Annotated in this window: 8 protein-coding genes, 6 tRNA genes and 3 rRNA genes; 16 read left to right on the forward strand and 1 reads right to left on the reverse strand. The window is 42.6% G+C overall.

The features are described 5' to 3' along the window. The first annotated feature begins 128 nt into the window (after nucleotides 1-128). The 3 genes from ACMGGO_RS00005 to rrf all read left to right on the forward strand — a co-directional run bounded on the left by ACMGGO_RS00005 (nucleotide 129) and on the right by rrf (nucleotide 4,975). Nucleotides 129-1,680, forward strand: a 16S ribosomal RNA gene (locus ACMGGO_RS00005). 181 nt (nucleotides 1,681-1,861) lie between these two features. Then, nucleotides 1,862-4,789 (forward strand): 23S ribosomal RNA (locus tag ACMGGO_RS00010). Nucleotides 4,790-4,859: 70 nt separating this feature from the next. Further along, nucleotides 4,860-4,975, forward strand: a 5S ribosomal RNA gene (rrf, locus tag ACMGGO_RS00015). The 16S, 23S and 5S rRNA genes sit together here, the layout of an rRNA operon. 117 nt (nucleotides 4,976-5,092) lie before the next feature. On the opposite strand, the gene mbcS is transcribed toward rrf, so the two are convergent. After that, nucleotides 5,093-6,679: an acyl-CoA synthetase MbcS gene (gene mbcS, locus ACMGGO_RS00020; RefSeq protein ID WP_269898029.1), complete on the reverse strand. Its 1,587-nt coding sequence runs from the start codon at nucleotides 6,677-6,679 to the stop codon at nucleotides 5,093-5,095. A gap of 270 nt (nucleotides 6,680-6,949) precedes the next feature. Between mbcS and ACMGGO_RS00025 the strand changes: the two genes are divergently transcribed. The 13 genes from ACMGGO_RS00025 (at nucleotide 6,950) to ACMGGO_RS00085 (ending at nucleotide 14,314) form a co-directional block, all read left to right on the forward strand. Beyond that, nucleotides 6,950-7,026: transfer RNA gene (locus ACMGGO_RS00025), tRNA-Asn, on the forward strand. A 113-nt stretch (nucleotides 7,027-7,139) separates the two neighbouring features. After that, nucleotides 7,140-7,214 (forward strand) — tRNA-Glu (locus ACMGGO_RS00030). Nucleotides 7,215-7,269: 55 nt separating this feature from the next. After that, nucleotides 7,270-7,345 (forward strand) — tRNA-Val (locus ACMGGO_RS00035). Nucleotides 7,346-7,363: 18 nt separating this feature from the next. After that, a tRNA-Tyr gene (locus ACMGGO_RS00040) sits at nucleotides 7,364-7,447 on the forward strand. A 14-nt stretch (nucleotides 7,448-7,461) separates the two neighbouring features. Further along, nucleotides 7,462-7,536: transfer RNA gene (locus ACMGGO_RS00045), tRNA-Gln, on the forward strand. A 13-nt stretch (nucleotides 7,537-7,549) separates the two neighbouring features. Further along, nucleotides 7,550-7,622: transfer RNA gene (locus ACMGGO_RS00050), tRNA-Lys, on the forward strand. A gap of 185 nt (nucleotides 7,623-7,807) precedes the next feature. Continuing rightward, nucleotides 7,808-8,713: an arginase gene (rocF, locus tag ACMGGO_RS00055; protein WP_004225412.1), complete on the forward strand. Its 906-nt coding sequence runs from the start codon at nucleotides 7,808-7,810 to the stop codon at nucleotides 8,711-8,713. A gap of 133 nt (nucleotides 8,714-8,846) precedes the next feature. Continuing rightward, the gene (gene sigW / locus ACMGGO_RS00060) at nucleotides 8,847-9,410 is read left to right on the forward strand and encodes an RNA polymerase sigma factor SigW (protein ID WP_004225410.1); all 564 of its coding nucleotides are present in this window, start codon (nucleotides 8,847-8,849) and stop codon (nucleotides 9,408-9,410) included. A 13-nt stretch (nucleotides 9,411-9,423) separates the two neighbouring features. After that, nucleotides 9,424-10,050, forward strand: coding sequence for an anti-sigma factor family protein (locus ACMGGO_RS00065; protein WP_420281470.1), 627 nt, complete (start codon nucleotides 9,424-9,426; stop codon nucleotides 10,048-10,050). Between the two features lie 149 nt (nucleotides 10,051-10,199). Continuing rightward, nucleotides 10,200-11,036, forward strand: a complete 837-nt coding sequence (gene cdaA, locus ACMGGO_RS00070; protein ID WP_009370548.1) for a diadenylate cyclase CdaA — start codon at nucleotides 10,200-10,202, stop codon at nucleotides 11,034-11,036. After that, a complete protein-coding gene (locus ACMGGO_RS00075) occupies nucleotides 11,029-12,105 on the forward strand; it encodes a YbbR-like domain-containing protein (protein WP_048393928.1) in 1,077 nt (358 codons plus the stop codon). The genes cdaA and ACMGGO_RS00075 overlap by 8 nt, the downstream gene beginning before the upstream one ends. Nucleotides 12,106-12,318: 213 nt before the next feature. Continuing rightward, the gene (glmM, locus tag ACMGGO_RS00080; protein ID WP_420281471.1) at nucleotides 12,319-13,671 is read left to right on the forward strand and encodes a phosphoglucosamine mutase; all 1,353 of its coding nucleotides are present in this window, start codon (nucleotides 12,319-12,321) and stop codon (nucleotides 13,669-13,671) included. A gap of 127 nt (nucleotides 13,672-13,798) precedes the next feature. After that, nucleotides 13,799-14,314, forward strand: coding sequence for a type 1 glutamine amidotransferase domain-containing protein (locus ACMGGO_RS00085; protein WP_420281472.1), 516 nt, complete (start codon nucleotides 13,799-13,801; stop codon nucleotides 14,312-14,314). Nucleotides 14,315-14,750 lie beyond the last annotated feature (436 nt).

The raw sequence follows: 14,750 nt of genomic DNA on the forward strand, positions 1-14,750 counted from the left end.
TGAACCTTGAAAACTGAACAAGCAAAACGTAATCAATAAAGTTTTAAGTAGCTAGTTTTGCTAGTGAACGAAACACAATTTTGGACATCAAACATGATGCCAGCAAAATTTGAGCTAATCAAATTTCTTTTATGGAGAGTTTGATCCTGGCTCAGGACGAACGCTGGCGGCGTGCCTAATACATGCAAGTCGAGCGAACAGAAAAGGAGCTTGCTCCTTTGACGTTAGCGGCGGACGGGTGAGTAACACGTGGGCAACCTACCCTATAGTTTGGGATAACTCCGGGAAACCGGGGCTAATACCGAATAATCTCTTTTGCTTCATGGTGAAAGACTGAAAGACGGTTTCGGCTGTCGCTATAGGATGGGCCCGCGGCGCATTAGCTAGTTGGTGAGGTAACGGCTCACCAAGGCGACGATGCGTAGCCGACCTGAGAGGGTGATCGGCCACACTGGGACTGAGACACGGCCCAGACTCCTACGGGAGGCAGCAGTAGGGAATCTTCCACAATGGGCGAAAGCCTGATGGAGCAACGCCGCGTGAGTGAAGAAGGTTTTCGGATCGTAAAACTCTGTTGTAAGGGAAGAACAAGTACAGTAGTAACTGGCTGTACCTTGACGGTACCTTATTAGAAAGCCACGGCTAACTACGTGCCAGCAGCCGCGGTAATACGTAGGTGGCAAGCGTTGTCCGGAATTATTGGGCGTAAAGCGCGCGCAGGCGGTCCTTTAAGTCTGATGTGAAAGCCCACGGCTCAACCGTGGAGGGTCATTGGAAACTGGGGGACTTGAGTGCAGAAGAGGAAAGTGGAATTCCAAGTGTAGCGGTGAAATGCGTAGAGATTTGGAGGAACACCAGTGGCGAAGGCGACTTTCTGGTCTGTAACTGACGCTGAGGCGCGAAAGCGTGGGGAGCAAACAGGATTAGATACCCTGGTAGTCCACGCCGTAAACGATGAGTGCTAAGTGTTAGGGGGTTTCCGCCCCTTAGTGCTGCAGCTAACGCATTAAGCACTCCGCCTGGGGAGTACGGTCGCAAGACTGAAACTCAAAGGAATTGACGGGGGCCCGCACAAGCGGTGGAGCATGTGGTTTAATTCGAAGCAACGCGAAGAACCTTACCAGGTCTTGACATCCCGTTGACCACTGTAGAGATATAGTTTCCCCTTCGGGGGCAACGGTGACAGGTGGTGCATGGTTGTCGTCAGCTCGTGTCGTGAGATGTTGGGTTAAGTCCCGCAACGAGCGCAACCCTTGATCTTAGTTGCCATCATTTAGTTGGGCACTCTAAGGTGACTGCCGGTGACAAACCGGAGGAAGGTGGGGATGACGTCAAATCATCATGCCCCTTATGACCTGGGCTACACACGTGCTACAATGGACGATACAAACGGTTGCCAACTCGCGAGAGGGAGCTAATCCGATAAAGTCGTTCTCAGTTCGGATTGTAGGCTGCAACTCGCCTACATGAAGCCGGAATCGCTAGTAATCGCGGATCAGCATGCCGCGGTGAATACGTTCCCGGGCCTTGTACACACCGCCCGTCACACCACGAGAGTTTGTAACACCCGAAGTCGGTGAGGTAACCTTTTGGAGCCAGCCGCCGAAGGTGGGATAGATGATTGGGGTGAAGTCGTAACAAGGTAGCCGTATCGGAAGGTGCGGCTGGATCACCTCCTTTCTAAGGATTATTTCGGAATACAAACCTTGGGTTTGTAAGATTACGTTTTGCGTTCAGTTTTGAAGGTTCATTCTATCTGAATGAAACACTTCAAAACTTGTTCTTTGAAAACTGGATAAAACGACATTGAAATTGTAACAAACACATTTATTTTTTAAGTTTTTTATAGGCTTAATAACTTGGTTAAGTTATTAAGGGCGCACGGCGAATGCCTTGGCACTAGGAGCCGAAGAAGGACGGCACTAACACCGATATGCTTCGGGGAGCTGTAAGTGAGCTTTGATCCGGAGATTTCCGAATGGGGGAACCCACTACGTTTAATCGCGTAGTATCTTGACGTGAATACATAGCGTCTTGAAGGCAGACCCAGGGAACTGAAACATCTAAGTACCTGGAGGAAGAGAAAGAAAAATCGATTCCCTGAGTAGCGGCGAGCGAAACGGGAAGAGCCCAAACCAAGAGGCTTGCCTCTTGGGGTTGTAGGACACTCTATACGGAGTTACAAAAGAGCGAGTTAGATGAAGCGACTTGGAAAGGTCCGCCAGAGCAGGTAAAAGCCCTGTAGTCGAAAGTTCGTTCTCTCCTGAGTGGATCCTGAGTACGGCGGAACACGTGAAATTCCGTCGGAATCCGGGAGGACCATCTCCCAAGGCTAAATACTACCTAGTGACCGATAGTGAACCAGTACCGTGAGGGAAAGGTGAAAAGCACCCCGGAAGGGGAGTGAAAGAGATCCTGAAACCGTGTGCCTACAAGTAGTTAGAGCCCGTTAATGGGTGATAGCGTGCCTTTTGTAGAATGAACCGGCGAGTTACGATTACGTGCAAGGTTAAGCTTTAGAAGGCGGAGCCGCAGCGAAAGCGAGTCTGAATAGGGCGAAATAGTACGTGGTCGTAGACCCGAAACCAGGTGATCTACCCATGTCCAGGGTGAAGGTGAGGTAACACTTACTGGAGGCCCGAACCCACGCACGTTGAAAAGTGCGGGGATGAGGTGTGGGTAGCGGAGAAATTCCAATCGAACTTGGAGATAGCTGGTTCTCTCCGAAATAGCTTTAGGGCTAGCCTCGTGATGAGAATACTGGAGGTAGAGCACTGTTTGGACTAGGGGGCCATCCCGGTTTACCGAATTCAGACAAACTCCGAATGCCAGATATTTATACACGGGAGTCAGACTGCGAGTGATAAGATCCGTAGTCAAAAGGGAAACAGCCCAGACCACCAGCTAAGGTCCCAAAGTAATCGTTAAGTGGAAAAGGATGTGGCGTTGCACAGACAACCAGGATGTTGGCTTAGAAGCAGCCATCATTTAAAGAGTGCGTAATAGCTCACTGGTCGAGTGACGCTGCGCCGAAAATGTATCGGGGCTAAACGATTCACCGAAGCTGTGGATTGACATCTACGATGTCAGTGGTAGGAGAGCGTTCTAAGTGCGTTGAAGTCAGATCGGAAGGACTGGTGGAGCGCTTAGAAGTGAGAATGCCGGTATGAGTAGCGAAAGACGGGTGAGAATCCCGTCCACCGTATGACTAAGGTTTCCTGAGGAAGGCTCGTCCGCTCAGGGTTAGTCGGGACCTAAGCCGAGGCCGATAGGCGTAGGCGATGGACAACAGGTTGATATTCCTGTACCACCTCCTCACCGTTTGAGAAATGGGGGGACGCAGTAGGATAGGGTAAGCGCGCCGTTGGTTGTGCGCGTCCAAGCAGTAAGGCGTGTGTGTAGGCAAATCCGCACACTGTAACGTTGAGCTGTGATGGCGAGTCCGTATGGACGAAGTTCCTGATTTCACACTGCCAAGAAAAGCCTCTATCGAGGTGAGAGGTGCCCGTACCGCAAACCGACACAGGTAGTCGAGGAGAGAATCCTAAGGTGTGCGAGAGAACTCTCGTTAAGGAACTCGGCAAAATGACCCCGTAACTTCGGGAGAAGGGGTGCTCTTGAGCGTGCAAGCGCATGAGAGCCGCAGTGAATAGGCCCAGGCGACTGTTTAGCAAAAACACAGGTCTCTGCAAAACCGTAAGGTGACGTATAGGGGCTGACGCCTGCCCGGTGCTGGAAGGTTAAGAGGAGTGGTTAGCGCAAGCGAAGCTGCGAATTGAAGCCCCAGTAAACGGCGGCCGTAACTATAACGGTCCTAAGGTAGCGAAATTCCTTGTCGGGTAAGTTCCGACCCGCACGAAAGGCGTAACGATCTGGGCACTGTCTCAACGAGAGACTCGGTGAAATTATAGTACCTGTGAAGATGCAGGTTACCCGCGACAGGACGGAAAGACCCCGTGGAGCTTTACTGTAGCCTGATATTGAATTTTGGTACAACTTGTACAGGATAGGTAGGAGCCAGAGATCTCGGAGCGCCAGCTTCGAAGGAGGCGTCGGTGGGATACTACCCTGGTTGTATTGAAATTCTAACCCATGCCCCTTAGCGGGGCAGGAGACAGTGTCAGGCGGACAGTTTGACTGGGGCGGTCGCCTCCTAAAAGGTAACGGAGGCGCCCAAAGGTTCCCTCAGAATGGTTGGAAATCATTCGTAGAGTGTAAAGGCACAAGGGAGCTTGACTGCGAGACCTACAAGTCGAGCAGGGTCGAAAGACGGGCTTAGTGATCCGGTGGTTCCGCATGGAAGGGCCATCGCTCAACGGATAAAAGCTACCCCGGGGATAACAGGCTTATCTCCCCCAAGAGTCCACATCGACGGGGAGGTTTGGCACCTCGATGTCGGCTCATCGCATCCTGGGGCTGTAGTCGGTCCCAAGGGTTGGGCTGTTCGCCCATTAAAGCGGTACGCGAGCTGGGTTCAGAACGTCGTGAGACAGTTCGGTCCCTATCCGTCGTGGGCGTAGGAAATTTGAGAGGAGCTGTCCTTAGTACGAGAGGACCGGGATGGACACACCGCTGGTGTACCAGTTGTCTTGCCAAAGGCATCGCTGGGTAGCTATGTGTGGACGGGATAAGTGCTGAAAGCATCTAAGCATGAAGCCCCCCTCAAGATGAGATTTCCCATTACGCAAGTAAGTAAGATCCCTCAAAGACGATGAGGTAGATAGGTTCGAGGTGGAAGTGTGGTGACACATGGAGCTGACGAATACTAATCGATCGAGGACTTAACCAAAAAAGTTTGAAACATTCAATGCACCGTTTATCCAGTTTTGAAAGAATAAATCTTTCAATTAAATAAAAAGTCTAGTGATGATGGCAAAGAGGTCACACCCGTTCCCATACCGAACACGGAAGTTAAGCTCTTTAGCGCCGATGGTAGTTGGGGGCTTCCCCCTGTGAGAGTAGGACGTCGCTAGGCGCAAAAAGTCGCTACTGATACACTCAGTAGTGGCTTTTTTTTTTGAGCCGATTATTTATTTATAAATACATAAAAGAAGGCATCCTCAATGGGTGCCTTCTTGTTTTGATACTTAACTTAATGCGTATGAACTGTAGTAGCTCGTAGTTCGATACGGCGAATTTTCCCTGATGTCGTTTTTGGTAACTCATCAAGAAAGACGATACTACGAGGGTATTTATAAGGGGCTGTTAACGCTTTTACATGCTCCTGTAGCTCCTTTGTTAACTCCTCTTCATTACATTCTTTGAAGCCTTCTCGTAAGATAACAAATGCCTTTACAATATGCCCCCTAATTTCATCTGGCGCAGCTACAACTGCACATTCTTGTACAGCTTCATGTTTGTTTAATGCATCTTCAACTTCAAATGGTCCGATCGTATAACCAGATGAAATAATAATGTCGTCTCCACGACCTTCAAACCAGAAGTAACCGTCTTCATCACATTTTGCTTGATCACCTGTAATATACCAATCCCCACGAAATGCAGCTTGTGTGCGCTCTGGTTCTTTATAATATTCTTTAAATAAAGCTGGTGAAGATTTGTGAACAGCAATATCACCTACTTCGCCAACTGGCGCTTCATTCCCTTCATTGTCGATAATACGTACAATATTACCTGGAGTTGGAACACCCATAGATCCAGGACGTAATTCTGTGTTTTCGAGTGTACCAATTAATAATGTGTTTTCTGTTTGTCCATAGCCGTCACGTACTTTTAGTCCAAAATGATTCATAAATGTTTCGATAACTGGACGATTTAAAGGTTCACCAGCAGAAACGGCACTACGTAGAGATGATAGATTGTAGTCTTGTAAATTATCGATTTTCGCCATAATCCGGTATTCAGTCGGTGTACAACATAGAACATTAACTTTTTCATCCTGCATTAATTGAAGATAGGTTTTTGCATCGAATCCACCATGATAGACAAATGCAGTAGCACCGAGCATGATTGTGGATAAAAAAGGACTCCATATCCACTTTTGCCAACCAGGAGCAGCTGTTGCCCACACGAGGTCTCCTTCACGTACACAAAGCCATTTTGAAGCTGCAGTTCTAATATGTGCATATCCCCAGCCATGTGAATGAACAACGCCTTTAGGTTTACCAGTTGTACCAGATGTATAAGAAAGGAATGCCATGTCATCACGTGTAGTAGCTACGGCTGTAAATGTAGCTGGCTGGCTGCTTGCTAATTCATCTAAAGAAGTCCAATCTCCTTTCGCAGAACCGATCACTAGTTTATTTTTCAATGCGTCTACAGAAGAAGCAATTTGATCAACTTCACTAGTAAAAGCCTCATAAGCAATAACTGCACTAGCAGAAGAATGTTCCATCCGATATTCTAAATCGCTTGCACGTAGCATCTCTGAACATGAAATGGGTACGATACCAGCCTTTAAGCAGCCTAGAAAAACGAAATAGGCTTCTGGAAGTCGAGGAATAATAACTAATACACGATCACCTTTTTGAAGCCCCTTCTCCGTAAAAGCGTTTGCGTATTGATTCATTTTTTGGTTAAGCTCCACATAAGAAACTGTACGTCTCTCTTGTTGTGTATTTAACCAACGTATTGCTTGGCGATCACTATCTTGCGAAAATTTTTCTAATTCCTCTGTGATGTTATAAAATTCAGGTGCAATTAAATCATTTGATACCATCTTGAACATCCTCCCCCAGAAAATTTGATAGAAAATTCATAAAACTATTTTTATTTTAACAATTACAATAATATACAGCAAGAATATTTAGTACGTTAAATAGAAATATTAGAATTAATAGAGAACTATTATGCTTTCAAACGAATATTAGGAGCATACTTCGACAAAAAATATAAAAATTTTCACAAAATGTGTTGCATTATTTATAATGCTTGCTATAATAATAAATGTACTTAAGAGGTTGTCTAAAACCAAAGTGAATAGCATTGTTCCGAAGTAGCTCAGTTGGTAGTAGCACCTGACTGTTAATCAGGTTGTCGCAGGTTCGAGTCCTGCCTTCGGAGCCATTTTTTTGTCCTTTTTTCAAATGCTATAATACATAAAAAAATTTGTGGAAAAGCATTGCAATTATTAATGAAAAATGTTATTATAATTCTTGTCTTGTTTGAGACATAATATTGGCCCCTTGGTCAAGTGGTTAAGACACCGCCCTTTCACGGCGGTAACACGGGTTCGAATCCCGTAGGGGTCACCATTTAAAACATAGGCTTTATAAAGAATATAAACTGTGATATAACACCTGTTTCTATGGAGGATTAGCTCAGCTGGGAGAGCATCTGCCTTACAAGCAGAGGGTCGGCGGTTCGAGCCCGTCATCCTCCACCATTCTTATTGTGTTATTTCGGAGGGGTAGCGAAGTGGCTAAACGCGGCGGACTGTAAATCCGCTCCTTAGGGTTCGGCGGTTCGAATCCGTCCCCCTCCACCAGTTTTATAAATGATTGGGGTATAGCCAAGCGGTAAGGCAACGGATTTTGATTCCGTCATGCCTAGGTTCGAATCCTAGTACCCCAGCCATTTTTTCTTTTATGAGCCATTAGCTCAGTTGGTAGAGCATCTGACTTTTAATCAGAGGGTCGAAGGTTCGAGTCCTTCATGGCTCACTTTTTTAGAATGAAAATTATTCAAAAGTGTTATATTAACTACAGATAACTAATCTCTTGCTGAAAACAGTAGGAGATTTTTTTATGTTATTTATAAATGAATAAATATACAACTTTTTGTTGAGTTGAGCCAAGTGGTATGTAGGCTTTACAATAATCTTATAACTTTTAGGGGGTATAAAAACATGAATAAACTTAATATTTCTATTATTGGAGTACCAACAGATTACGGACAAACACGCCGTGGGGTAGATATGGGACCAAGTGCTATTCGATATGCAGGTATTGTTGAACGTTTAGAGGCTATCGGACACGATGTACAGGATCAAGGGGATATTCGTGTTAGTCAAAAGCTTGCTGACGGAGCTGTGGATGAAAAATTACTAAATTTAGAGGAAGTTGTAGATGTTAGTACTGCATTAGCAAATAGTGTGCATGAAGTAGTGGAACAAAAGAAATTCCCACTCGTATTTGGTGGAGACCATAGCATTGCTATTGGAACATTAGCTGGATTAGGTGAACATTACAAAAATCTCGGTGTTATCTGGTATGACGCTCATGCAGATTTAAATACACCTGAAACAACACCTTCAGGCAATATACATGGGATGCCGTTAGCCGTTAGTATTGGGCTAGGACATGAACGTTTAGTGCAAATTCGCAACTATGCTCCAAAAATTAAGCCAGAAAACGTGATTATTATTGGAGCTCGTTCAGTAGACCCAGGAGAACGTGAATTGATACGTCAACAAGGAATTAAAGTATATACAATGCATGAAATCGACCGACTTGGCATGACACGTGTGATGGAAGATGCACTTGCTTATTTAAAGGAACGAAATGTTGATGGCTTACATTTATCACTTGATTTAGACGGATTAGATCCACTTTATACGCCAGGTGTGGGTACACCAGTTCCAGGTGGAATTACGTACCGAGAAAGCCATTTAGCAATGGAAATGTTACAAGAATCAGGCATGGTAACTTCAGCAGAGTTTGTAGAGGTAAATCCTATACTAGATGAAAAGAATACAACAGCAAATGTTGCTGTTGCATTAATGGGATCTTTATTTGGTGAAACACTAGTTTAAAGAAAATTTGACAAAAAATTGCCTGTTGCCACATTGCATAAAAATCTTTTGCTATAATTGAATTAAAACGAAACTTTTCTTATCGGTGCTTCGTATAGTATAAGACAGTTGTAAAGGTGGAGAAGTCAACACAATGGATGCGTTAGTAAATAAGAGAATAAAACAAGTGCTTAAAGGCGATCAAAACGCATTTGCCGATATTGTGAGTCTCTATCAGCACAAACTGTACCAAGTATGCTATCGAATGTTAGGCAACAAACAAGAGTCTGAAGACATTGCTCAAGAGGCTTTTGTGCGAGCTTATATGAACTTGCATACATTTGATCAGAAAAGAAAGTTTTCAACGTGGCTTTATCGCATAGCGACAAACCTCTGCATTGACCGTATTCGAAAAAAGAAACCGGATTATTATTTAGATGCAGAAGTAGCTGGTACAGAAGGGCTTGATATGTATTCGCAAATCGCAGCAGATGACCAGCTACCAGAGGAGCAGTTAGAACAAATGGAGCTGCAAGATCGCATTCAATATGAAATTGGACGATTGCCGGATAAATACCGTTCGGTTATAGTATTGAAATATATAGAAGAGTTATCGTTACAAGAGATTAGCGAGATTTTAGATATGCCGCTTGGAACGGTGAAAACGAGGATTCACCGCGGACGTGAGGCATTACGTAAGCAATTAAACAATCTGTAGGAGGGGGAGCGTCATGAATACTTGTCCAGAGCATATTATAGACTATATGCATGATTATTTAGACGGTGACATTAGTCGTGAGCATGAGCAAGAGTTGAAACAACACTTGCATACATGTAATGATTGTAAACAGTTGATGCAAGAATTGAGTGAAACAATCGCCTTTGTGAAGAGTGCTTCCCACATTACAGCGCCTCCAAGTTTTGAAGTAGCAGTTATGGCTCGTTTACCAAAACCAAAAAGTCGAGTAGGTATACAAAAATGGATTCGCCGGCATCCGTTCTTTGTGGCAGCAGCAGTATTTTGCTTATTCATGAGTGCTACATTATTGGGTAGCTTCATGGATGACCAGCATTTCTCGGTGACCAAGCAACCTAATTTAGTTGTGGATGGTCAAACAGTGATTGTCCCTGAAGGAGAAGTGGTAAAAGGCGATATTGTTGTGAAAAATGGCGATTTGATTGTTGAAGGTGAAGTTGATGGCAACGTCACAGTAATCAACGGGCAATATATGGCATCTTCAGCGGTAGTTTCAGGGAGAATCGAAGAAATTGACGAAGTATTTGAATGGTTATGGTATACAATTAAAAATTCTGTTAAGACAGCCATGACATTTGAGGAAAAAGAAGAAACTAAATAACACTCTATACGTCCTAAAAAATAGTGCACGTGAGAGGCTGAAAGGTCTACTCTTCTGAGTAGACTTTTTATTTGAAAAAAGTTACATTTGATAAGAATGTGATATACTTGAATGTGTATGGATTCGTAATGAAAAGTGGGGGATGCCACGTGCAAATTATCGAACATTTCACGGATTTAACACCTGTGAATATTGTTATTAACTTCATTGATGTACTGCTCGTTTGGTACGTTGTTTATAAAGTCTTAACCCTCATTAAAGGTACGAAGGCTGTCCAATTACTTAAGGGAATATTCGTCATTATTATTGCACGAATTGCAACAGACCTTTTAGGGTTACAAACACTTGGCTGGATGCTACAACAAGTTATTGAGTTTGGTTTCCTAGCGATTATTATTATATTCCAACCTGAAATCAGACGTGGTTTAGAACAAATTGGACGAGGAAAGCTATTCCAACGTTCATCAAGTCAAGAGGAAGAAGAACAAACAAGACTTATTGAGGCTATGAAGAAGTCTGTAAGTTATATGGCTAAACGTCGAATAGGTGCGTTAATTTCTATTGAAAAAGAAACAGGTCTTAATGAATATATTGAAACAGGTATAGGGCTAAATGCTGAAATTTCATCAGAATTACTGATTAATATATTTATACCAAATACCCCGCTACATGATGGGGCTGTTATTATGCAAAAAGATAAAGTTACAGCAGCGGCTTGTTATTTACCTTTATCTGAAAGCCCATTTATTTCAAAAGAGTTAGGGACACGCCACCGTGCTGCTCTTGGCTTAAGTGAAGTTACAGATGCTATTACAATTGTTGTGTCAGAAGAAACAGGCGCAATTAGTATAACATTAAATGGTAATCTCCATCGAAATCTATCTCTAGAGGAGTTTGAAACATTATTAAGAAAAATGTGGTTCGGATCAGTACAAGAATCAAATGCATCCTCTAAGTTGACTTGGAGGGGGAAAAAGAATGGATAAAATGATGGATAGCCCTTGGGTACTTAGAATCATCGCGCTATTTTTAGCGTTTTTGCTTTTTTTCTCAGTGCGTACTGAGTTGTCACCTTTAAATAAAGCTACCTCAAATGAACAAACGGATGTTATTCGTGATGTTCCAGTGGATGTTTATTACGATAATGAGAATCTTATTGTGACAGGTTTACCTGAAACTGTGGATGTAACGATAGAAGGTCCGATGGCATTGGTTTTAAAAGCAAAGGGAGCTAAGGATTTTTCTATATTTGCGGATTTGAGCAATTTATTGCTGGGAGAGCATGATGTAAAACTGCAATACGAAAATATTTCAGAAAAGTTAAAGGTGACATTAGACCCTGCAACTGTTCATGTGAATATTGAGGAAAAGGTCACGCAGGAGTTCCGAGTGGACCCTGAAATGAACAAACGTTTAATCGAAGAAGGTTTTATCTTAAAAGAAATGACGGCCAACCCGCCAACTGTTTATGTAACAGGTGCAAAAAGTGCTATTGAAAGCATTAGTTATGTAAAAGCAACTGTTACAGGAGAGCAGGGCTTGAAGCAATCATTCACGCAGGAAGCAGCTGTAAAAGTATTAGATAGAGATTTAAATAAGTTAGACGTGACTATTGAACCTGAAATTGTGAAAGTTCAAGTAGATATAGCGGAGTATAGTCGAGAGATCCCAGTTGTCCTTAAGGAAACAGGGCAAGCTGCCGAAGACATTACCATTAACTCATTAACATTTACACCGAAAATGATCAAAGTGTATGGTAGAAAATCAATTATTGACAGTTTAACATCCATTCCAATAACAGTTGACCTGTCAAAAATTACTGAGTCCAAAACTTATGAATTTGATGTAAAATTACCAGATGGTGTGACAAAAATATCTGACAAGAAAATAAAAGTGAAGGCAGATATTACAAAGGTAGAACAAGAAGAACAGCAGAAAACACCAGCTTCTACAGAGGAAACGCCACCTCCAACTGAAGAACCTGATGTGACAGATGAGAGTACTACAACTGATAAAAATACGTCAACTGAGGAATCGGAAGATATTGATTCTTAAACAATATGTGACTATAATTTTATTTTGATTCTAAATCAAAAATCCAATCAGGTTTGTAATTCAGGTTTCATCAAACAAACTGGCAGAGTGGAATATTAATAATTACCAATGAATGAACAAAAGCAGACTTTTCCAAAAGTAAGCGGACAAGTGTCTAATGCTTGATAGAAACTCACTAGGCACTGTCTTGCATTGAAGGAGAGAATAAGTAGAATGGGTAAATATTTTGGAACAGATGGCGTCCGTGGCGTCGCGAATAGTGAATTAACACCAGAATTTGCATTTAAACTTGGTCGTATAGGCGGCTATGTTTTAACAAAAGATGCAACTGACCGTCCAAAGGTTTTAATTGGTCGTGACACACGTATTTCAGGCGAGATGCTTGAAGGTGCACTTGTGGCTGGTCTTTTATCAATTGGGGTAGAGGTAATGCGTCTGGGTATTATTTCAACACCAGGTGTGGCATACCTTACTCGAATTATGAGCGCAGATGCAGGCGTCATGATTTCAGCTTCACATAACCCAGTTGCAGATAACGGTATTAAATTTTTCGGTCCTGATGGCTTTAAGCTAACAGATGCACAGGAAGCGGAAATTGAAGCGTTAATTGAAGCGCAAGAGGATACATTACCACGTCCTATAGGAGCAGATTTAGGATCTGTAAGTGACTATTTCGAAGGTGGTCAAAAATATATTCAATACTTAAAGCAAACAGTGGATGAAGAATTTGATGGTATCCATGTAGCGCTTGATTGTGCACATGGTGCAACTTCATCTTTAGCTACACATTTATTTGCTGATTTAGAAGCTGACATTTCTACAATGGGTGCTTCTCCAACTGGCTTAAATATTAATGATGGTGTAGGCTCAACACATCCAGAAGGACTAGCTAAATTTGTTACTGAAAAAGGTGCAGATGTTGGTTTAGCCTTTGATGGCGATGGAGACCGTTTAATTGCTGTAGATGAAAACGGAAAAATTGTTGACGGTGACCAAATTATGTTTATCATTGGTAAGCATTTAAATGCGGTAGGGCGTTTAAAGAAGCAAACAATTGTTTCAACAGTAATGAGCAATATGGGCTTCTATAAAGCTGTGGCTGACAATGGTATGCAAAGTGTACAAACAGCTGTAGGTGATCGTTATGTTGTGGAAGAAATGCGTGCGAATGAATACAATTTAGGTGGCGAGCAATCAGGGCATATCGTCTTTCTAGATTTTAATACAACAGGTGATGGCTTACTGACAGGAATTCAGCTTGTCAACATTATGAAAGCGACGGGTAAAAAGCTTTCAGAACTTGCAGCTGAAATGAAAATCTACCCTCAGCGTCTTGTCAATGTGCGTGTAACAGATAAGCATGCTGTGACTGATAATGCGAAAGTAGCTGCAGTAATTGCAGAGGTAGAAGCTGAAATGGCTGGAAATGGTCGTGTTTTAGTACGTCCTTCAGGTACAGAGCCATTAGTACGTGTCATGGTGGAAGCAGCAACAGAAACGGATTGTGAGCGTTTTGTCGAGCGTATTGCAGATGTTGTACGTGTAGAAATGGGCCTAACAGAATAAGAAATAGAGTGTAAACCCGATTTCCGTAAACAGGAAATCGGGTTTACTTATTTGAAAGGAATGTTTTAAATAAGCGAGATGGGGAACAGTAATTAGGAGTCACAATAACAAGGAGTGTTTAATTGATATGGCTAAAATTGCTACAGTTATAACAGATATGTTTGAGGACATTGAGTTTACAAGCCCTAAAGAAGCTTTGGAAGCAGCTGGGCATCAGCTAGTAACAATTGATATCGAAGCAGGCAAGGAAGTTAAGGGTAAGCATGGAGAGTCCGTGAAAATTGATAAAGGCATTGATGAAGTAAAAGCTACAGATTACGATGCATTATTTATTCCTGGTGGTTTTTCTCCCGATATATTACGTGCGGATGATCGTATAGTAGCATTTGCAAAGTCCTTTATGGATGAAATGAAGCCTACCTTTGCCATTTGTCATGGACCACAACTTCTTATTACTGCAAAGACATTAAATGGGCGTGACACCACAGGTTATAAATCCATCCAAGTGGATTTAGAAAATGCAGGGGCAATCTTCCATGATGAAGAAGTATTTGTCTGTCAAAAACAGCTTGTAACAAGTAGAACGCCAGATGATCTTCCTGCATTTAATAGAGAAATTGTTAAATTATTAGACAGTAAATAAAGGATAGGCACAAGCATTTTAAATGCTTGTGCCTAATTTCTATTACAATGCTTATCAAAGTGCTTATGTATCGCTTTGTCTACATATTTGTCACGAAAAAGCTTTAGGACTAGGTGTTTTTTATAACGAAAATTTGACGGATAGCATATGATTGAGTATGATGGAGAAGTTGAAGATGAGGTCCGACCTTATCCTTTAACGAACGCCTAAGGAGGGAAGAAAGCGTAAAATCGGAAAACAATTATAGCGCCTGAGCTGAAGAAATCGGACGAAAAGATCTTCAGCAGACGAGGTGGAGGTTTATCGAAAATTCGGCGGATGCCTCCCAATCGACATACCCGATTGTCATTTTCCATTTTGAAAGCATTTGAGTGATTGAATGTACAGAAAATGGAGAAGGTATTGTAAAAGCAATAGATAAATAGATGAAGCTTCA

Origin of the sequence: Lysinibacillus sp. BNK-21, from assembly GCF_048684915.1 — a bacterium.
GTDB lineage: Bacteria > Bacillota > Bacilli > Bacillales_A > Planococcaceae > Lysinibacillus > Lysinibacillus capsici.